Source organism: Vibrio sp. A8-1, assembly GCF_013048685.1.
Lineage (GTDB): Bacteria > Pseudomonadota > Gammaproteobacteria > Enterobacterales > Vibrionaceae > Vibrio > Vibrio metschnikovii.
In genome coordinates, this window is record NZ_VHTC01000017.1 from 34,130 (window position 1) to 55,517 (window position 21,388).

Below are 21,388 nucleotides of genomic sequence, written 5' to 3' on the forward strand. Positions count from 1 at the left end.
TTTTTTAGCTTACATTGGTTATTAAAGGGAACGAGTAATCCTATTTATACTCAAACAGATGAGTATATCGGTTTAACGATAAATAAGGTTATTCATAGAGTGTACTGCCTCTTGTGTGACACAAGATAGCTGGCTCAACGGCGAAACAGTACGTGTTTTTTCTACTATATAAAGGTAGGTATGTCATGGCAGAGCAATTTGCTAAAGCTTGGGAAGGTTTTGCTGCAGGTAACTGGCAAAATGAAGTTAACGTTCGTGATTTTATTCAAAAGAACTACACACCGTATGAAGGTGATGAATCTTTCCTAGTTTCTGAAGGTACTGAAGCAACCAATAAGCTTTGGGCACAAGTAATGGAAGGCATTAAACAGGAAAACGCAACTCATGCGCCTGTTGATTTTGACACTTCTGTTATCTCTACCATCACTGCTCACGATGCAGGTTACATTAACAAAGATCTAGAGACTATCGTTGGTCTTCAAACTGAGAAGCCTCTTAAGCGTGCGCTGATCCCTAACGGTGGTATCCGTATGGTTGAAAGCTCATGCAAAGCCTACGATCGTGAGCTTGATCCTCAAGTTAAAAAAATCTATACCGAATACCGCAAAACGCACAATGCTGGCGTGTTCGATATTTACACTCCAGAAATCTTAGCCTGCCGTAAATCAGGGGTATTGACTGGTCTTCCTGATGCTTATGGCCGTGGTCGTATTATCGGTGACTATCGCCGCGTTGCGTTGTACGGTATTGACTTCTTAATGCAAGATAAACTGGCTCAGTTCACTTCGCTGCAAGAGAAATTTGAAAACGGCGAAGATCTGCATATGACCATGCAACTTCGTGAAGAAATTGCAGAGCAACACCGTGCGCTTGGCCAGATGAAAAAAATGGCAGCAAAATATGGTTTCGATATCTCTCGCCCAGCAGAGACCGCGCAAGAAGCCATTCAGTGGACTTACTTCGGCTACCTTGCCGCTGTTAAATCTCAAAACGGCGCAGCGATGTCTCTAGGTCGTACCTCTACGTTCCTTGACGTCTATATCGAACGCGATATGAAAGCAGGTAAAATCACTGAAGCTCAAGCTCAAGAGATGATTGACCATTTCGTGATGAAACTACGTATGGTTCGCTTCCTTCGTACCCCTGAATACGATGAACTCTTCTCTGGCGACCCAATTTGGGCAACCGAATCTATGGGTGGTATGGGTCTTGACGGCCGTACGCTAGTCACTCGTACTAACTTCCGTTTCCTAAACAGCCTATACACCATGGGGCCATCTCCAGAGCCAAACATCACTGTGCTTTGGTCTGAAAAACTGCCTGATGGTTTCAAACGTTTCTGCGCCAAAGTATCTATTGATACATCGTCGATTCAGTACGAAAACGATGACTTGATGCGCCCAGACATGGACTCTGATGATTACGCAATCGCTTGTTGTGTATCGCCAATGATCGTCGGTAAACAAATGCAATTCTTTGGTGCTCGCGCTAACTTAGCGAAAACCATGCTTTACACCATTAACGGTGGTGTCGATGAGAAGCTGAAAATCCAAGTCGGTCCTAAAATGGACAAGATCACTGGTGAGTATCTTGACTATGATGAGCTATGGGACAAGATGGACCACTTCATGGATTGGTTAGCTAAACAATATGTCACCTCATTGAACGCTATCCACTACATGCACGATAAGTACAGCTATGAAGCGGCACTTATGGCGCTGCATGACCGCGATGTACGCCGTACTATGGCTTGTGGTATTGCTGGTCTATCTGTTGCTGCCGACTCATTGTCTGCCGTGAAATACGCGAAAGTGAAGCCAGTTCGTGATGAAGATGGTATTGCTATCGACTTCGAAATCGAGGGTGACTACCCTAAATTTGGTAACAATGACTCACGCGTTGATGATATTGCTTGCGAACTCGTTTCTGTGTTTATGAACAAAATTCGCAAACTAAAAACTTACCGTGATGCGATCCCAACTCAGTCTATCTTAACCATCACCTCTAACGTGGTTTATGGTAAGAAAACGGGTAACACACCTGATGGTCGTCGTGCTGGCGCACCATTCGCTCCAGGTGCTAACCCAATGCACGGCCGTGATGAAAAAGGGGCGGTTGCTTCATTGACTTCGGTTGGTAAACTGCCGTTTGCTGATGCAAAAGATGGGATTTCTTATACTTTCTCTATCGTGCCAAATGCACTAGGTAAAGATCAGGATTCACAACGTGCCAACCTCGCTGGTTTGATGGATGGTTACTTCCATCACGAATCAGGCATTGAAGGCGGTCAGCATTTGAACGTTAACGTGCTTAACCGTGACACGTTACTTGATGCGGTTAAACACCCAGAGAAATACCCACAGTTGACTATTCGTGTGTCTGGCTATGCGGTACGTTTCAACTCGTTAACGACAGAGCAACAACAAGACGTTATCGCGCGTACGTTTACTGAATCACTGTAAGTTATTCGGACCATCGATATTGATCAAAAACCTCGCTCTCTGAGCGAGGTTTTCTTTTGCATGGCATAAATCGTTGCAATATCACATCATCTATCGCTACATGAAAAAATCTGCTTACCTACTGAAAAATAAGCGTTACACTAGGGTCTAATGGATCTGAATGATAGGCATGCCCATCTCTGACCTACTCTTGTATTTACTACGGACAACGAAAAACGTATGGCTTTAACATTATTACGTGTACTCCCGCTGATTCTTTTTGCTCCATTTGTGTGGTCATCCACCCAATCGACCCTTTCCCTCAAAGTCGATAATGACGGTGTTTATGGCATGGATAGGGAATACACCAGTGGGCTTTTTCTTTCCTACACCTCAAGACCGATTACCCCCTATTGGTTTGCCAAGCCATTCAGTCTTTCACTCTGGGGAGCCTCAAGTATCGATAAATGGGAGGTGATGATTGGTCATAAAATGTGGACGCCTTCTGATATTGAGCAATATATCCCTGCCCCGAATGAACGCCCTTATGCGGGATTTTTACACAGCGAGTTTAATTACATCAGTTTACATCCCCAGCAAGCACAACGATTTAATCTCACGATAGGTACCACTGGAGATAGCGCGTTATCCGAACAAGCGCAAAAAATCGTTCACAGCATCACTAAGTCTGGCGATCCTAACGGCTGGGATTACCAAATAGACGATAAAATCGCCGGTAGTATTGGTTATCTTAGTCACTTCAATCTCTATCGCACCGCCTACGATCCATATTATGCTTGGGAACTGTCTGCGATTGGCGAAGTGAACGTTGGTAATTTTCGCAGCGATATTTCCTCAGGTATGATGCTGCGCTGGGGGACTGATTTAGCGGCTAACTTTGGCAGTGCGCAAATTGATAGTGAAACTCCTTTTCGCGCAGGGATGATCGGGGCTTCGCGCTCCGCTTGGTTCGTTTTCGCAGGCCTCGAAGCACGTTATCGATTTAATGATTTAACCATTGAAGGAGACAGGCCATTAGATGGATTACCTCTACAGCCCAGTGACTATCAGGTGACGCTAGAACCTTTGCAAGCGACCGCGGTACTTGGCGTGGTATGGTATGGACCTCATGTCGGCGCAAGTTTTACTTTAACCACCAGTAATGCCGAGTATAAAGAAAGTAAACACCGCACCCACGGCACTGGAGCACTGTCTTTATTTGCCTTTTTCTAAATTAAGATAGAGACTCTTACTGATTGAGGATTAAGCTTCACCTTACTGATCTTAATCCTCTTTGGGACTTTAACACCCCGTCCTCAGTACAAAACTCATCCAACAACACTTAACTTACCCGAAGAAATCCTATTTAAACCCTACCTTTTGTAATAAAATAGTCGGTAAATTCAGCAAATGAGAGCAACTTATGTCTACTACTGGTCGTATCCATTCATTTGAGTCTTGCGGTACAGTTGATGGCCCTGGTATTCGATTTATCCTCTTTCTGCAAGGTTGCTTATTTCGTTGTAAGTATTGCCATAACCGAGATACATGGGATACCCATTCCGGTAAAGAAGTCTCTGTTGAAGAGATCATCAAAGAAGCGAAATCTTATCGACATTTTATGAATGCTTCAGGCGGCGGGATCACCTGCTCCGGTGGTGAATCGATGCTCCAACCTGAATTTGTACGAGATGTCTTTCGCGCGGCTAAAGCCGAAGGGATCCACACTTGCCTTGATACCAACGGTTATATCCGTAAATACACCCCGGTGATTGATGAAGTCTTGGACGTCACTGATTTAGTGCTACTGGATATTAAACAAATTAAAGATGATGTTCATCAAGACTTAATCGGGGTATCCAATAAACGTACGTTAGATTTTGCACGCTATCTACACACGATTGGCAAAGTAATTTGGCTGCGTTATGTGGTCGTTCCGGGTTATACAGATGATGAAGAATCAGCCCATCTACTCGGACAATTTATTCAAGATATGGATAATATTGAAAAAATTGAGTTATTGCCTTACCACAAGTTAGGCGCTCATAAATGGGAAGCGATGGGAGAAACTTATCCTTTAGAAGGTGTGAATCCGCCCAGTAAAGAAACCATGGATAAGATTGTTGATGTGCTAATGCAATATCATCACAACGTAAAATACTAAGCTTCCCTTCTGCAAATCCAACACCAGCACATGGCTGGTGTTTTACTTTTGATTGACTCATTCACCTATCGGCTATAACACCCAGAAGCTAACGACACAGAAATAAACGTGCTAGAATTGTCGATAATTTACTCGGTTAAGATTAAATCTGTGTTGAGATCATGTTTCACAATCACCCATTGCTGTTAACCTAATCTTAAGCAAATTTATACCCAAAATACTTGGCAGTTCAGGTAGGAAGGGGATACCAACATCGATTACAGTGAGGTCAATAATGGAAATGACTAATGCACAACGTCTGATCCTATCTAATCAATACGTTTTAATGTCCCAACTTGATCCGGCCAACGCCGAACAATATAAACGGCTACAAACGATTATTGAACGGGGTTATGAATTACAAATGACTGAGCTCAATAAAGAATTTGGAGCAATTTCTGAAGCGCAATGCCGAGAAGTGATCGATGTCATGGAAATGTATCATGCCATGCAAGAGTCATACAAAATGCTCGATAGCAAATTGAGTAGTGACGTTGATGCTCGTCGCTTGAATTTTCTTGGTTATGATAGTGCCTCTGAAGCTCAACTGGTCAACTACGTGCGTTTTCTAATCAATACTGAAGGTTTATATCCTCAATTTGAACGGGGTGAGCACCACTTCAACAGCCAAGTGGCTATGGGTGAAAAATACCGACGCATGTTAACCACATGGCGAAATTGCCCAAGGCAATATCACTTATCAGCCAACGAACTCAACAAAATTATTAACGCTTAGTCTTTGCCACCAGTGCAGAGAGGGTTGATTGATCTCTGCACTAACCATCGTTGTCATCAATCACATTACACTGTTCAACATAAATGTGATCTGAAATAACGGCATTCTTATCGATTAAAATAGATAGACGACACCGAGTGTACTGGCCACTGATGAATCTCGACCAATCACAGGGCTGGAAGAAATATCACTATCGAGATTGGTATAGCGAAGACCGCCTGATATTCTAACATGCTGAGAAACCGACCAATAAGCCATCGCGCCAATAAAGTACTGCCCACTCCAACCAGCGTTGTATTGTTCTAAGCCACTACTTAGCGACTCTTGAGCTGACACACCATAAAAATGGTTATTGAGCTTATCAGAATTATAAGCATAACTCACCGAAGGCGTGATACCCCAACGTTCAAAACGCAATGGGAAACGCCAAGCCACTTCTGCATAAACACCATCATGTCGCCCTGCGATATCCGAGCCAATCGTTGCCTCCCATAATCCCACTGCCGTACGGTGTTGATAGCTCACTCCCCCTAAAATTGTTGACTTACGTTTATTGAGCTGGCGTATCTGTGGATCATCAGAATCATTAGGCTGTAATGTGCGAGGATCATAAGCCAACCGCAAGATTAGGTTTTGCTGAGAACGAATCGGCAACAGGCGATATCCCGCATCAAAACCACGAAAAAAGAGATGCTCGCCTTCATAACCAATGATGGGGATCACGGTACGGTTAGAGGGCGTATCTTTATAAACTGCAGGCGAATAGGCGGCAGCGACACCCACTGACCATTGAGACATTTCAGCGTTAACATACCAAGGTGTAAATAGCATCGTTAACCCACTAATGATTTTGACTATCGAATCTCTCATTCCTCACCTATTTTATCGATTATGTTGCAAAGATAACCATTATAGAAGTTCCCCTTAAGAGAAACAATCTTTGTTGTTCAATCACTTCTTGCCGCTTTGCTTTGTTAATAATCATAAGACTGATAGCAACAATTCATCAGCACAATACTTCTTAGCCAGAGACGTAATTTACGTCACGATTTGTAAATAAATACATAATCTTTAAGCAAAATCATCAATTGCGATCTAGGCTTAACGTATTAGGGATTTGTGTGTTTAAGCGGTTGTATGTCGAAGAGACATTTTTAGAGGGGAACTACCATGAGTATTTTTAACCACTTTCAGGCACGCTATGAAGCAGCCAAGGATGAAGAGATATCGATTCAAACGTTTTTGGATCTCTGTAAGGAAGACAAAAGCGCTTATGCTAACGCGGCAGAACGCTTATTGCTGGCAATTGGCCAACCTGAATTGGTCGATACTGGCAAAGATCCTCGTTTGAGTCGGCTCTTTTCTAACCGAGTCATTTCTCGTTATAAACCGTTCCAAGACTTCTATGGCATGGAAGAAGCGATTGAACAAATTGTTTCTTATCTTAAGCATGCAGCGCAAGGCTTAGAAGAACGGAAACAGATTCTTTATCTACTCGGCCCTGTCGGTGGTGGTAAATCATCGATTGCTGAAAAACTCAAAGCATTAATGCAGCAATGCCCGATCTACGTATTATCAGCGAATGGTCAGCGCAGCCCGGTCAATGACCACCCATTCTGCTTGTTTGATGTCAATGAAGATGGCGACTTGCTCAAGCAAGAATACGGGATTGAAAAGCGCTATTTGCGCTCCATCATGTCACCTTGGGCAGCAAAACGTCTGCATGAATTTGGTGGCGATATCACGAAGTTTAAAGTCGTTAAAGTCCGACCTTCTATCTTAGACCAAATTGCGATTGCCAAAACAGAGCCGGGCGATGAAAACAACCAAGATATCTCATCGCTGGTCGGTAAAGTGGATATCCGTAAGCTAGAGCACTATTCACAAGATGATCCCGATGCCTACAGCTACTCTGGGGCACTCTGTCGAGCCAACCAAGGCTTAATGGAGTTCGTCGAGATGTTTAAAGCACCGATCAAAGTGCTTCACCCACTGCTTACTGCGACTCAGGAAGGCAACTACAACGGTACCGAAGGGCTCTCCGCCCTACCCTTTGACGGCATGATCCTCGCTCACTCTAACGAATCAGAGTGGCAGACATTCCGCAATAATAAAAACAATGAAGCGTTTTTGGATCGGGTTTATATCGTGAAGGTGCCTTATTGCTTACGCGTCTCTGAAGAAGTTAAAATTTACGAAAAACTGCTTGAGCACAGTGAACTGACCAAAGCGCCACGTGCACCAAGTACACTTGAATTACTGGCTCAATTTAGTGTGCTATCGCGACTAAAAGTGCCAGAAAACTCGTCCATTTTCTCTAAAATGCGCGTTTATGACGGTGAAACACTCAAAGATACCGATCCGAAAGCGAAAAGCTATCAAGAATACCGTGATTATGCTGGCGTTGATGAAGGCATGTCCGGTCTCTCGACTCGTTTTGCCTTTAAAATACTCTCACGAGTATTCAACTTTGACCAATCTGAAGTCGCTGCAAACCCTGTACACCTGTTTTATGTTATCGAACAACAGATTGAACGCGAGCAGTTCCCACAAGAGGTAGCTGAACGTTACCTAGAGTTTGTCAAAGGCTATCTGGTTCCGCGTTATGTCGAGTTTATTGGCAAAGAAATTCAAACCGCTTATTTAGAATCTTATTCTGAATACGGTCAGAATATTTTTGACCGTTACGTCACTTACGCTGACTTCTGGATTCAAGATCAAGAGTATCGTGATCCAGAAACCGGCCAACTGTTTGATCGCTCAGCCCTTAACAGTGAGCTAGAGAAGATCGAAAAAACGGCAGGGATCAGCAATCCGAAAGATTTCCGTAACGAAATCGTTAACTTTGTACTTCGTGCTCGGGCTAACAATAGTGGTAAAAACCCAGTTTGGACGAGCTATGAAAAACTGCGCACGGTTATTGAGAAAAAAATGTTCTCTAATACTGAAGAATTACTGCCAGTGATCTCTTTCAATGCCAAAACCTCATCGGAAGATCAGAAAAAACACGACGATTTTGTCGCTCGCATGATGGAGAAAGGTTATACCGAGAAACAAGTTCGATTACTGTCTGAATGGTATTTACGCGTGCGTAAATCCTCTTAGCAAGCCCTTGGTTGCGACTCTGACCCAGTTATTCTGGGTCAGAAGCTAACTTACCAAAGCGTATGAGTAGTTAGAACTCATCGAGTGACGTTTAGAGGGAGAATCTCATGGCGCAATTTATCGACAGAAGGTTGAACGGCAAAAACAAAAGCGCCGTTAATCGGCAGCGCTTCTTACGCCGTTATAAAGAACAAATTAAAGAGTCCGTCGCGGATGCCGTTAATCGCCGATCCATTACCAATACGGAGTCTGGGGAAGATGTAGCAATTCCTCATCGAGATATTAAAGAACCTATTTTCCATCAAGGTAAAGGCGGTGTTCGCGAACGCGTTCACCCTGGTAATGATCAATACATACGTGGTGACAAAGTAGAACGCCCAAAAGGTGGTCAAGGTGGTGGTTCAGGCGAAGGGGATGCCAGTCAAGACGGTGAAGGCGAAGACGATTTTGTATTTCAAATATCTAAAGATGAATATTTGGATATCTTGTTTGAAGATTTAGCGTTACCTAACCTGAAGAAAAATCAAGTCAACAAAATTAAAGAGTGGAAAACTCATCGTGCAGGCTTCCAAACTGCTGGCGTTCCCGCAAATATTGCGATTATCCGCTCTTTACAACAATCGCTTGCCCGACGCACGGCGATGACATCAGGCAAGCGGCGCCTTATGCATGAGCTTGAGCAAGAGCTGGAAAATATTCGCAACTCTGAGCCAGCGCAACTACTCGAAGAGAGACGTTTAAAAGAAGAAATAGCTGAACTACGCCGGAAAATAGACAGTGTACCGTTTATCGATACGTTTGATTTACGTTTTAAAAATTACGAAAAACGCCCGATCCCTTCTAGCCAAGCGGTCATGTTTTGCTTAATGGATGTTTCAGGGTCGATGGATCAGCCCACTAAAGATATCGCAAAACGATTTTATGTCTTGCTCTATCTGTTTTTAACTCGCACCTATGAAAATGTTGAAGTGGTGTTTATTCGCCACCACACCCAAGCCAAAGAAGTGGACGAACACGAATTTTTCTATTCACAGGAAACTGGCGGAACGATTGTCTCTAGTGCATTAAAATTAATGCATGACATTATTCAACAACGTTACCCTCTCGGTGAGTGGAATATTTATGGCGCACAAGCCTCCGATGGCGATAACTGGGCTGACGACTCGCCTCGCTGTAAAGAGTTACTGGCGAATAAACTCCTACCTGAATGCCAGTATTATGCTTACATCGAAATTACGCGTCGTTCTCATCAAACCTTATGGCATGAGTATGAAAAACTATCTGAAAGCTTTGATCACTTTGCTATGAAGAATATTCGTAGTGTGGACGATATTTTCCCTGTGTTTAGGGAGCTATTCCATAAGGAAACGGCATAAGGGGATAAGACTATGACAGTCAAAACAGCCACCACGCAAAAGCGTAAGAAAAAAAACAAACGTCTGGCTGATGGTCCAGATTGGACTTTTGATCTTTTGCATCAATACCACCAAGAAATTAAACGTGTTGCCGAGCATTATCGGTTAGATACCTACCCTAATCAGATTGAGGTGATCACTTCTGAACAGATGATGGACGCCTATTCCAGTATTGGTATGCCGATCAATTATAACCATTGGTCATTTGGTAAAAAGTTTATTCATACTGAGAAAAACTATAAGCACGGTCAAATGGGGTTAGCCTATGAAATTGTGATCAACTCTGATCCCTGTATCGCTTACTTGATGGAAGAAAATACCGTCACTATGCAGGCTTTGGTCATGGCTCATGCCTGTTACGGACATAACTCTTTTTTTAAAGGCAACTATTTATTTCAAACCTGGACTGACGCCAGCTCTATTATCGACTATCTACTGTTTGCTAAAAACTACTTAGCCAAATGTGAAGAAAAGTATGGGGTCACCGAAGTCGAGCAACTATTGGACTCATGCCATGCGTTAATGAACTACGGCGTCGATCGTTATAAGCGACCAGAAAAAATTTCGATTGCTGAAGAAAAAGCACGCCAAGAAGAACGTGAAGCTTATTTACAATCACAGGTGAATGCCTTGTGGCGAACCGTGCCTAAAAAAGCCAAGGAGGCCGAGTTACAACGACGTTTTCCTTCTGAACCACAAGAAAATATTTTGTATTTCATTGAAAAACATGCACCTCTTCTAGAGTCTTGGCAGCGTGAAGTCGTGCGTATCGTGCGTAAAATCAGCCAATATTTTTACCCACAAAAACAAACGCAAGTCATGAATGAAGGTTGGGCTACTTTCTGGCATTACACAATTCTGAATCATCTTTACGATGAAGGGTTACTGTCCGATAAGTTTATGCTCGAATTTTTGCATAGCCACAGCAGTGTGGTGATGCAGCCTGCGTATAACAGCCGTTACTACAGTGGTATTAACCCGTACGCGCTTGGGTTTGCGATGTTTCGAGACATAAAGCGCATTTGTGAAGAGCCAACGGATGAAGATAGACACTGGTTCCCTGAATTAGTCGATACCAATTGGCTGGATGCCGTACACTTCGCAATGCGCAACTTTAAAGACGAAAGCTTTATTAGCCAATATTTGTCACCAAAACTTATCCGTGATTTTAAATTGTTCGCCATTTCTGACGATGATCATAAAAACTTTATTGAAATCAGTGCGATTCATGATGAGTTGGGATATCGCCAAATTCGTGAAAAACTTGCGTCACAATATAACTTGAGCAATTTAGAACCCAACATTCAAGTTTACAATGTCGATGTTCGGGGTGATCGCTCATTGACGCTGCAATATGTGCCTCACGATCGAATTCCACTCGATCCAAGCTACGATGAGGTGCTCAAACATATGCATCGTCTGTGGGGCTTTGAAGTGAAATTAGAAGAACGTAAAGATAACGGTAAACACGAGCTACTTGCCACTTGTCCAAAGAAAAACGATTAACATCACGCTTTACATAACGTTAAACAGAGTATCAATAAATAAGCCCCATCAACCGATGGGGCGATGGGGCTTATTGTTTAATACGGCTGATATATCTCAATCTCTTGGAACTACGACTTACAATGGGAAAAGTGTACCCATGTTCGACATTTATTCGATAAGTTTACGCACCGCCGCTAAGTCCTCAGGTGTATCAACACCAGCTGGCGGCGCTTCGTGCGCAACGGCCACATGAATTTTTTCGCCGTACCATAGTACCCGTAGCTGCTCTAAATTTTCGATTTTCTCTAATACACTTGGTGACCAGTGTATGTAGGTATTAATAAACCCTGCTCGGTAAGCATAAATACCAATATGGCGCATTAATGGCTGAGTAATCGCCTTCGGTTCAACAATAAAGTTATCGCGGTCCCATGGAATGCTCGCGCGACTAAAGTACAACGCATACCCATGTTGATCGGTCACGACTTTAACAGCATTAGGATTGAAAACCTCTTGTGGATCATCAATTTCAACCGCTAAAGTCGCCATTGGCGCTTGGCTTGATGCTAAGTTTTCCGCGACTTGACGAATAATCACTGGCGGGATAAGGGGTTCATCCCCTTGTACATTGACGATGATATGATCATCGTCAATCCCCATTAAAGCAATCACTTCGGCTAAACGCTCAGTACCAGATTGATGTTCGGTTGACGTCATGCATACTGACCCGCCAAAGCTGAGGACCGCTTGCTCGACTCGACTATCATCGGTAGCGACAATCACCCGCTCAGCCCCTGCTTGCTGCGCTTGCTCATAAACCCACTGAATCATTGGCTTACCACCAATATCAGCCAACGGCTTACCTGGCAAGCGAGTCGATTGGTAGCGGGCCGGAATGATAACCGTAAAAGACATTAGCGTCCCTCATCCATGGTCATACTTCTCGCTTCAGGTTCGAGCAGTACTGGAATACCTTCTTTTATTGGATAAGCCAGACGATCTAATTTACAAATCAGCTCTTGGTTACCTTTATCGTAAGTCAACTTCCCCTTGCATACGGGACAAGCCACAATTTCAAGCAGACGGTGGTCCATAATGTTCCATAACCTCTTTAATTTTATCTAATATGCACTGTTGATCAGTTGGTGAAATCTCGGCCGATACGGGTAAATACCACCAGTTTTTTGCTGCAAAATCTGTACACTTAACGGCATCTTTCTCTGTCATGATCACGTTATCACCTTGGCTGGCTAATTCGCGCAATGTCGTTTCATCAAATGCTTGATGATCAGCAAAATCATGGGTAAGAATCAGTGATGCACCGAGTTGATGTAACGTATTAAAAAAGCGAGCCGGATGGCCAATCCCAGCCCAAGCCACTAAACGGCTCAGGGCCGCAACATCAATGCGCTCTCCGCTGATGACATTAACCGCTAAGCTGGGTTTGAGTGTCATGGCAAGTTCACCCATAACCGGTTCTCCGCCATTATTGATCACAAAGTCGACTTGCTGTAAACGTTCGACAGGTTCACGTAATGGCCCCAACGGAAGCAGTTGTTGGTTACCAAAGCGACGGACTCCATCAACAACCGCAAATTCAATATCTCGTTCCAACGCATAGTGCTGTAAACCATCATCGGTAACAATAAGATCAACCCCTTGGCTGAGCAATGCTTGAACCGCATGCGCACGTATTGGGTCAACGGCCACTGGGGCACCTGTACGTTGATAAATCAGCTTAGGCTCATCACCACATTCGGTCGGTAAGGTATGGTCAGTAACCAATAACGGATATTGAGCCGCCTTACCTCCGTATCCTCTTGAAACCACGCCCGGTCGATAGCCTTGACGTTGCAGTAACTCCACTAACCAAACTACAACGGGGGTCTTACCATTACCACCAGCGGTAATGTTACCGACAACAATCACTGGCAATGGCGCTCGATAACGCGCTTTTTTACCAGACAAAAAGGCATGCCGGCGACGAGTACTGATCACATAAAACAGTCGACTCAATGGCCACAAAAGTGGCCAAAGCAAAAAATAGAGCGGATGGCGTCCAAACCACAATTTGTCTATCACGGATTAATCGCCAAACTGAATACGATGCAATTGCGCATAAGCGCCATTTTGTTTGATGAGATCAGCATGATTCCCACGCTCAATGATCTCACCGTCATCAACCACTAAAATTTGATCAGCTTGTTCAATCGTTGAAAGTCGGTGAGCAATCACTAATACCGTTTTATTTTTCTGTAATTCGTCAAGCGCGGCTTGAATCGCTCTTTCTGATTCAGTATCCAATGCTGAAGTTGCTTCATCCAAAATAAGCACAGGAGCATCACGCAGCAGAGCGCGAGCAATCGCAATACGCTGACGTTGGCCACCAGAGAGACTGGCTCCGTTCTCACCAATTATTGTATCTAAGCCTTGTGGTAAATGTTGTATAAAGTCCATCGCATGGGCTAAGCGGGCAGCCTCTTCTATTTGCTCACGGCTGTATTGCTCTTGTGCCGCGTAAGCGATGTTATTGGCGATGGTGTCATTAAATAAATGAACATTTTGCGAGACTAAAGCAAAATGTTGCCGCAAATTGCTCAGCGTGTAATCACGAATATCGTGGTCATCAAGGTAGATGGCACCGGAATCGACGTCATAAAAACGGGTAAACAAATTAGCAATGGTTGACTTACCCGATCCGGAACGTCCGACGAGTGCAACGGTTTTGCCTTGAGGAATGGTAAAACTTACATGCGATAATGCCGGTTTTTCTTTACCTTGATAAGTAAAAGAGACATCTTTTACGGCAATATCACCACGCACTTTATCTGTCACAAACTTACCATTATCGCGCTCGGTTTCCAGGTCCATTAACGCAAATAACGTTTGTGTTGCGGCCATGCCTCGTTGAAACTCTGAAGTTACGTTGGTCAAAGCCTTTAAAGGGCGCATCAAACCAAACATCGCCGAGAAAATAACCGTGAAGGTACCAGGCGTTAAATCTGCACGAATAGAGTCAACACTAGCTAAGAATAAGACCGTCACCAAGGCTAATGAAGCAATCATTTGAATCACAGGGTCGGCTACTGCTTGAGCCGAGACTAACTTCATGGTCTGTTGGCGCATTTGATTGCTAACTTTATCAAAGCGTTTACGCTCAACCTCTTGTCCACCATAGCTTAAAACCACTTTATGGCCTTTAAGCATCTGTTCTGCCGACGAAGTGACATGGCCCATGGTTGTTTGCATATTTTTGGAGATTTTTCGAAAGCGTTTAGAGACCACTCGAATGCCAATCGCAACAACTGGAGCAACCACAATTAAAACTAGAGAGAGTTGCCAACTGTTCCAGAACATCAAGGTTAATAAACCAATGATACTGGCCCCTTCACGAACAATACTGACCATTGCTCGACTCGTGGCACCGGCAACCTGTTCAGAATCATAAGTAATTCGCGATAATAAACCACCGGTTGACTCACGATCGAAAAAACTGACTGGCATATGCATAAACTGATTAAAAATCCGCCTACGCATCAGCATCACTACATTGCCAGATACCCAACTTAAACAGTAAGCAGAAACAAAACCGCTACAGCCACGAATAAACATCAGACCAAGAATAAGAAAAGGTAAGATCTGCAAAAAATTAGAGTCTGTACCACCAAAACCTTCATCTAATAGCGGCTTTAGTAAGGAGATCATGTAGGTATCAGAGATCGCATTGATCACTAAAGCGATGGTCGCCAGCACCAATCCGACTTTATAAAGACGGATGTAAGTCCAAAGACGCTTAAAGGTTTGCCAAGTTGTTTCGTCAGAATTGAGTGACATAAAGCTGCTTTATCGATATTACAAAATTGACCTCATTCTACCTCTTTACGTAGCATCTGCCTATACCAAGGCGTGATTCGCCCACCGCGTAAGGTGAAAAGCTGACGTTGAGATCCTTGGTAACGGAGTGTTATTTGTCCGACCTCTCCCGTATCAAGCCACGGAATGTCTAAAGATTGATAACGTGCGAGAACGTCTGGATGAGGTAATCGCCATCGATGACCTTTCGCCAATGAAGCAATCGCCAACTGTGGATTGACCTTTTCTATAAACGCTTGTGTAGAAGACGTTTGACTTCCATGATGAGGAACCACTAACACATCACTGTCTAATAACGCGTCACGACTGAGTAACCACTCACCAATCGCCGTCACATCACCGGTCAACAACACACTATGCCCATATTGCTTATCAACCATACGCACCACACAAGAATGAGGGTTATCCGCTCTATCAACCAAACGAGGTGGCCACACGACTTCAAAAGTCAATTCTTGCCATTGCCAGAATTCACCTTGAATACACGGAGAGAAATGTTCATTGCGGTAACTAGCGCGAATCCAAGCTGGTTTTAGCCGCGATTGAATATCGGCTAATCCTCCCGCGTGATCATTATCACTATGGCTAATGATCACGCCATCAAGGGCATCTAGTCCTCCGCGTCGAGTTAATAATGGAATAATCAGTGATGTCGCCACGCTGCCTTCATGCCAACTACTCCCTGTATCGTATAAAACATAACGTCCGTTACGCTCAATAACCATCGCCAAGCCATGTCCAACATCCAACATATCCACTTGCCAGTAGACCTTCGGTTGTATCGTTAACCAAGTCGCGCTAAAAAGTAACCCAATCGCAATAAGAGATCGCGCGGTCAAAAGTGGCCGTAACATCATCACTAAAAATAAGGCCAACAAACTATATTGCCACGTTTGGTTAACCGGTAACCAGCTATGTTCTGCAAAGCCTAACGACCAGCTAAACGGCATTAAAGCCGCTTCAACCCAAGTCCAAAGCCACTGGACCTGATCGGCCATCAACACATTGCCGCACAAGACAATAAACAGTAAGGGAACAACCACAAAGCTGAACCAAGGAATAAACACGAGATTATAAAGCGCGGAATAAAGGCTAACGCCAGAGAAGAAGTAAGCCGTCACCGGAGCCATTAACATCACTAACAATAGATGGCCAGCAAGCACTTTCTTCCATAGCGGCCATCGACTATCGATGACGGAGACTTGGTAAATGACAAAGCTGACCGCTAAAAAAGACAACCAAAAACTTGTGCTTAATGAAGCGAAGGGATCCAAAGCCAATATCACAGCTAACGTTAATAATACCCGTTGAATAGCGGTCACTCGAACATTAAACATTACTAATAGAATATTTAACCAACACATCATCAATGCTCGCTGAGTCGGTAGCGTAAAACCTGCCAGCCAAGCATAACCAAGTGCAAACAATCCACCGCAAACAAAAGGTAGCCATAAGCCCTTTCTCAAAAGGCGGCTACACATCCCCCCCAACAAATAGCCAAAACCAAATGCCATACCGATGTGCAACCCCGAGATCGCAGTGAGATGGATTAAACCGCTATTACGTAATTCCAACCACTGCTGTTCAGTAATCCCGCTACGCTCACCAAAAGTGAGGGCTAAAATAAAGCCTTGAACCTCGCTGGATCGCGTTCGTTGCTCAATCTGTTGAAAAAATATCGCCCGCAAACTTGAACTGGGGATGATTTGATAAGCTGTATTGGGACGAACGGTCGCTTGTGCGCTCCAGCCTTGACTCAGAAAAAAGGCTTCTTGATCAAACCCGACTTCATTCAATCGCCCATAAATCGGCTTCGCCTGTACCACAAATTGAGCATGATCACCCAATTGTAAGGCGATCGGGGAATTTAAACGTACCGTGGGAGACAAAAATCGGGGTAAAGATTGACCATTGATTGATCTCACTACAAAAGAACCACTAAAACCGTAGCGATGAGCAGTAAAAAAGCTGTCAGCGACACCTTTTATGGTAATATCTGTCGCAAATTGTAAGATATTATTGGACTGTGCGGTTACTTTATTTCCGTGTGTTATTATCAACACTAAGGCCAGTGTAATTCCGATGCATCCCCTGCCTCGGCGTGTCACGAGACTCATCATCAACACAACAACAATGCCAATGATAATAGGCCATTTGGGCATCCAAGGCCAAAATGGGGCAGAGAGTATCGTTAACGAGAACGAAGCCAACGTCCAGTAATTCGATAAGAGAGCCATGTTTCCTTATGCCAAGAAAGTTTATTAAACGTTTTATGCCTGATCACGCTGTTATTAAGCGTCAAAAGGCATTACAAATTTTTGGCTCCGTCCTCTACAACCCGAATCTGTGGTGTTTAAATCGACGCTCTGCTGCTGGTGCGTTTGCAGTCGGTTTATTTATGGCCTTCGTGCCGCTACCTAGCCAAATGATCATGTCTGCTGGCGTAGCGATTATTTGTGGTGTGAACTTACCCCTCGCTGTTGCCTTGGTGTGGATAACCAATCCGATCACTATGCCATTTATCTTTTATTTCTCTTATAAAGTTGGCGCTTGGTTAATGAATACTCCGCCGCAACCTTTTCATTTTGAATTAACGTGGGAATTTCTTCACCATCAGATGCACACCATTGGTCCACCCTTTTTGTTGGGTAGTTTAGTCTGTGGTATTGTCGCTGGCTTATTAGGTTACTTTGGTATTCGAGGTTTATGGCGCTATTCCGTCGTGCGAAGCTGGCAAAAACGCCGCGTGACCAATACGATAAAATAAACCATATTGATTTTGTTAGTGGCTGTGCAGCTCTAGCGAATCATCGTGCGAGTGATACAACATTTTTCTGAGTAACCAGCAGTATACAAAAGATGAAAAAGGACCATTAGGTCCTTTTTCTTTTTATTAACGAAGAGAATAACGGGGTTATTTACTGCTTAGAACCGCCGCAGGATGCAAACGGCTGGCTCGAGAAGCTGGATACCAAGTCGCCAATAAACTTAAGATAATCGCGGTACTCGAAACCAGTAATACATCTGACCATTCAAGTTGAGAAGGAAGGAAATCGACAAAATAAATATCCCCTGAAAGAAATTGATGACCTAACAAGGTTTCTAAACTCTGAATAATCGGTGTCAAATTTAGCGCCATAAACACCCCAACCATGCTGCCCACAACGCTACCCATAACGCCAGAAAATACCCCTTGCCAGACGAAAATGCGTTTAATTAAGCGATCATTCGCGCCCATCGTGCGCAAAATGGCAATATCGGCAGCGCGATCTTTCACTGCCATCATTAAGGTAGAAACAATATTAAAGCTCGCGACCCCAATCACCAATACCATGACCAGATACATGATGGTTCGCACCATTTCAATATCACGATATAAAAAACCATATTTTTGCTGCCAACTACGCAAATAAACATACTCTTCTAGCGTATTACCCACTTCACGAACAATTTGATTGGCTTTGAGGACATCGGAAACTTTAATCGACACCCCCGTAACTTTATCGTTTAAATTGCTGTATTGCTGAGCGTCTTCTAAAGGCAACAGCGCGAGATTATGATCAATTTGACCATTTAATTCCAGTAAACCGGCCACCTTTACTCGGACTCTTTTCGGGGCTTGAACCGCTTGCCCAGTATGACTACTTGGGATCAGCAAAGTGATCCAATCCCCCACTGCGGCTTGCAGTTGATCGGCAACACCTTTGCCTAAAATGACTTGCTGTTGAGCCGGAACAAAAGCTTCCCATACACCGGGGGTAACATAGTCGGCAAGCCGCGATACGGCACGCTCCCTTTGTGTATCGACCCCTCGTACTTCTATGGCTTTTAACTGCACCCCTCGCTCAACTAATGCGGTAAACTTCACGTATGGTGCCGCCGCTTGAACCTGAGGATGTAGCGTTGATTTTTGGACAATGTCTGGCCAATGTTCGATTGGCCCACGTACCCCTTCAAACTCACCATGAGGAATAACCGACAATACACGTTGCTGCAGCTCTCTCTCAAAGCCATTCATCGCCGATAAACCAATAATGATAACCGCAACCCCAACGGCAATACCGAGTGTCGAAGATAAAGCGATAAACGACACCAGCTTATTACGCTGCTTAGCACGACTAAAACGCGCGCCAATCACTAGCGCCAAATCTGCAAACATTATGCCTCCGCAACGTTGAGCAATAAGCCATCTTGCATATGCAGTTGTCGATCCATTTTTGCTGCCAATTCGCCATCATGAGTCACCACTAAAAAAGCCGTATTAAACTCACGATTCAATTCACGCATCAAATCATAAATCGCCAATGCCGTGGTGTGGTCTAAATTGCCAGTAGGCTCATCTGCTAGCACTAAATCCGGTCGATTGACCAACGCTCTAGCAATCGCAACACGCTGCCGCTCTCCGCCCGATAACTCTGAAGGACGATGTTGCAAACGGTGACCGAGGCCGACTCGCGCCAACAAAGCCTGAGCCGAACGTTTTGCTTCGCTGGCTTTTTTACCACCAATTAATAGTGGCATCGCTACGTTTTCGAGCGCGGTAAAATCAGCCAGTAAATGATGAAACTGATACACGAAACCAAGATGTTGATTACGCATCTTGGCCTGTTTATTCGAACTCAGTTGATGTAATGGCTGGCCAAGAAATTCAACATCGCCGCTGCTCGCTTCATCCAGCGCACCAAGGATATGCAGTAAAGTGCTTTTTCCTGAGCCAGAAGAACCAATGATCGAGACCAGATCACCGCGTTGCATCGAAAAACTCACCCCTTTCAAAACTTGAGTCTGCAACTCACCTTCTTGATAGATTTTATAAAGCTGCTGACAGCGTAAAAGATCATTCATAACGTAAAGCCTCAGCGGGTTTAACTCTAGATGCGCGATAAGAAGGAAATAAGGTGGCTAAAAAGCTAAGCAATATTGCCAGCAATACCACCACCGCAATTTGTATCGGGTTGATCGCCACGGGCAACTCTCCGCCTAATGAAAATAGCGCGACGCCTAACGTGTTCATGATGCTATTCAAGTTCGCTGCTAGCAGAGCGCCCAACACTCCACCGACAACCGCTCCAATCACCCCACTGCTCGCGCCTTGCACCATAAAAATGGCTAAAACTTGTTGATCGGTCATACCTTGGGTTTTTAAAATCGCCACTTCCGCCTGCTTTTCCATCACCACCATGATTAGGGCGGCGATAATATTAAACGCCGCGACTCCAACAATCAGTCCCAGCATTAGGCCCATGATGTTTTTTTCCATTCTGACTGCTTGAAATAACTCACCACGTTGTTCACGCCAATCGCTCCAATACCAACCATCCGGCAAAGAGGTCGTTGACAACGTCGCCACATCAAAAGGATCGGCCATAAAGAGTCGCCAGCCAGAAATCGTCTGATCGTCGAAACGCAGTAAGCGACCCGCATCTCGTAGATGAGTGATCATCAGTTGCCCATCAACATCAGAGCCAGTATTAAACAGTCCGGCCACCGTGAAATTGCGTTGGCTAGGAATACGTCCTAAAGGCGTAAATTGACTGGCGCGAGTCACCATTAAGCGAACCGTATCGCCAACGGAAACATTGAGATCACGAGCCAGAGTGTGACCTAAGAAAATATGATAGGCACCAGGTTGTAAATCGCTTAATCGACCAGCAATCAGATAATCGGCGATCGGGTCGTCAGCTTGCGGCGCAATACCGACCAATAAACCCGCCGATAATTGCCACGAGCTTTGCACCACCGCTTCACTTCTTACCATCGGTTGTGGCGCTTTGTAAGTGGATAACTCTCTAATAAAATCGGGGGCTTGTGCTTGCCATTGGGTTTTTTCCTGCGCTTGTCCGATCACCGCTTGCGGCAAAACCCCCAAAATACGGTTTTTCAACTGCGATTCAAAACCATTCATCACCGACAATACCGTCACTAAAGCCATCACACCAATCGTGATCCCAGCAGTCGACATATAAGAGACAAATCGACTAAACCGATCACCTGAACGTCCGCGTAAATAACGTAAACCGATAAATATCGAAATAGGATGAAACATAATACAAACCAAAGCCATAATAGGCCGCTACTGTAACGAGAATCGGTCCAAGGTTGTAGTTTTTCTTTGCCAAATCTTTGT

Annotated in this window: 17 protein-coding genes; 8 read left to right on the top strand and 9 right to left on the bottom strand. The window is 44.3% G+C overall.

Annotation, left to right across the window (positions count from 1 at the left end; genetic code table 11):
* Window positions 1-185: 185 nt before the first annotated feature.
* From pflB to FKN93_RS10695, 4 genes are all read left to right on the top strand, one after another.
* Window positions 186-2,462: a formate C-acetyltransferase gene (gene pflB / locus FKN93_RS10680; RefSeq protein ID WP_154167686.1), complete on the top strand. Its 2,277-nt coding sequence runs from the start codon at window positions 186-188 to the stop codon at window positions 2,460-2,462.
* A gap of 219 nt (window positions 2,463-2,681) precedes the next feature.
* Window positions 2,682-3,674 carry a lipid A-modifier LpxR family protein gene (locus FKN93_RS10685; RefSeq protein WP_154167683.1) on the top strand — a complete coding sequence of 331 codons (993 nt, stop codon included), beginning with the start codon at window positions 2,682-2,684 and terminating at the stop codon, window positions 3,672-3,674.
* 190 nt (window positions 3,675-3,864) lie between these two features.
* Entirely contained in the window at window positions 3,865-4,605 is a 741-nt protein-coding gene (gene pflA / locus FKN93_RS10690; RefSeq protein WP_170905082.1) for a pyruvate formate lyase 1-activating protein, read from the top strand.
* A 274-nt stretch (window positions 4,606-4,879) separates the two neighbouring features.
* Window positions 4,880-5,380, top strand: a complete 501-nt coding sequence (locus FKN93_RS10695; RefSeq protein ID WP_004394938.1) for a YfbU family protein — start codon at window positions 4,880-4,882, stop codon at window positions 5,378-5,380.
* Between the two features lie 114 nt (window positions 5,381-5,494).
* Here the strand turns inward: FKN93_RS10695 and FKN93_RS10700 are convergent, their stop codons facing one another.
* Entirely contained in the window at window positions 5,495-6,250 is a 756-nt protein-coding gene (locus FKN93_RS10700) for a MipA/OmpV family protein (RefSeq protein WP_170905083.1), read from the bottom strand.
* 300 nt (window positions 6,251-6,550) lie between these two features.
* On the opposite strand from FKN93_RS10700, the gene FKN93_RS10705 reads away from it, so the two are divergent.
* The 3 genes from FKN93_RS10705 to FKN93_RS10715 all read left to right on the top strand — a co-directional run bounded on the left by FKN93_RS10705 (window position 6,551) and on the right by FKN93_RS10715 (window position 11,406).
* Window positions 6,551-8,485: a PrkA family serine protein kinase gene (locus FKN93_RS10705; protein ID WP_004394936.1), complete on the top strand. Its 1,935-nt coding sequence runs from the start codon at window positions 6,551-6,553 to the stop codon at window positions 8,483-8,485.
* 107 nt (window positions 8,486-8,592) lie between these two features.
* Window positions 8,593-9,861, top strand: coding sequence for a YeaH/YhbH family protein (locus FKN93_RS10710; RefSeq protein WP_170905084.1), 1,269 nt, complete (start codon window positions 8,593-8,595; stop codon window positions 9,859-9,861).
* 12 nt (window positions 9,862-9,873) lie between these two features.
* Window positions 9,874-11,406: a SpoVR family protein gene (locus FKN93_RS10715; RefSeq protein WP_154167675.1), complete on the top strand. Its 1,533-nt coding sequence runs from the start codon at window positions 9,874-9,876 to the stop codon at window positions 11,404-11,406.
* A gap of 150 nt (window positions 11,407-11,556) precedes the next feature.
* Here FKN93_RS10715 and kdsB read toward each other — a convergent pair whose 3' ends face one another.
* From kdsB to FKN93_RS10740, 5 genes are read right to left on the bottom strand one after another with little or no spacing between them, the layout of a single operon-like run.
* Window positions 11,557-12,303 (bottom strand): 3-deoxy-manno-octulosonate cytidylyltransferase, encoded by a 747-nt coding sequence (gene kdsB / locus FKN93_RS10720; RefSeq protein ID WP_170905085.1) that lies wholly within the window; start codon window positions 12,301-12,303, stop codon window positions 11,557-11,559.
* A complete protein-coding gene (locus FKN93_RS10725; RefSeq protein ID WP_154167670.1) occupies window positions 12,303-12,482 on the bottom strand; it encodes a Trm112 family protein in 180 nt (59 codons plus the stop codon). Before FKN93_RS10725 ends, kdsB begins: the two co-directional genes overlap by 1 nt.
* Window positions 12,463-13,470, bottom strand: coding sequence for a tetraacyldisaccharide 4'-kinase (gene lpxK / locus FKN93_RS10730; protein WP_158138628.1), 1,008 nt, complete (start codon window positions 13,468-13,470; stop codon window positions 12,463-12,465). Before lpxK ends, FKN93_RS10725 begins: the two co-directional genes overlap by 20 nt.
* A gap of 3 nt (window positions 13,471-13,473) precedes the next feature.
* Window positions 13,474-15,222 carry a lipid A ABC transporter ATP-binding protein/permease MsbA gene (gene msbA / locus FKN93_RS10735; RefSeq protein WP_154167664.1) on the bottom strand — a complete coding sequence of 583 codons (1,749 nt, stop codon included), beginning with the start codon at window positions 15,220-15,222 and terminating at the stop codon, window positions 13,474-13,476.
* Window positions 15,223-15,254: 32 nt separating this feature from the next.
* Window positions 15,255-17,498, bottom strand: coding sequence for a DNA internalization-related competence protein ComEC/Rec2 (locus FKN93_RS10740; protein ID WP_170905086.1), 2,244 nt, complete (start codon window positions 17,496-17,498; stop codon window positions 15,255-15,257).
* An 8-nt stretch (window positions 17,499-17,506) separates the two neighbouring features.
* Here FKN93_RS10740 and FKN93_RS10745 point away from each other — a divergent pair, with 8 nt between their 5' ends.
* The gene (locus FKN93_RS10745) at window positions 17,507-18,028 is read left to right on the top strand and encodes a DUF2062 domain-containing protein (RefSeq protein ID WP_110166641.1); all 522 of its coding nucleotides are present in this window, start codon (window positions 17,507-17,509) and stop codon (window positions 18,026-18,028) included.
* 147 nt (window positions 18,029-18,175) lie between these two features.
* On the opposite strand, the gene lolE is transcribed toward FKN93_RS10745, so the two are convergent.
* Genes lolE through lolC form a run of 3 tightly spaced genes read right to left on the bottom strand, consistent with a single transcriptional unit; the run spans window position 18,176 to window position 21,307 of the window.
* Window positions 18,176-19,420, bottom strand: coding sequence for a lipoprotein-releasing ABC transporter permease subunit LolE (lolE, locus tag FKN93_RS10750; protein WP_170905087.1), 1,245 nt, complete (start codon window positions 19,418-19,420; stop codon window positions 18,176-18,178).
* Entirely contained in the window at window positions 19,420-20,106 is a 687-nt protein-coding gene (lolD, locus tag FKN93_RS10755; protein WP_154167560.1) for a lipoprotein-releasing ABC transporter ATP-binding protein LolD, read from the bottom strand. Before lolD ends, lolE begins: the two co-directional genes overlap by 1 nt.
* A complete protein-coding gene (lolC, locus tag FKN93_RS10760; RefSeq protein ID WP_170905088.1) occupies window positions 20,099-21,307 on the bottom strand; it encodes a lipoprotein-releasing ABC transporter permease subunit LolC in 1,209 nt (402 codons plus the stop codon). Before lolC ends, lolD begins: the two co-directional genes overlap by 8 nt.
* Window positions 21,308-21,388: the final 81 nt, after the last annotated feature.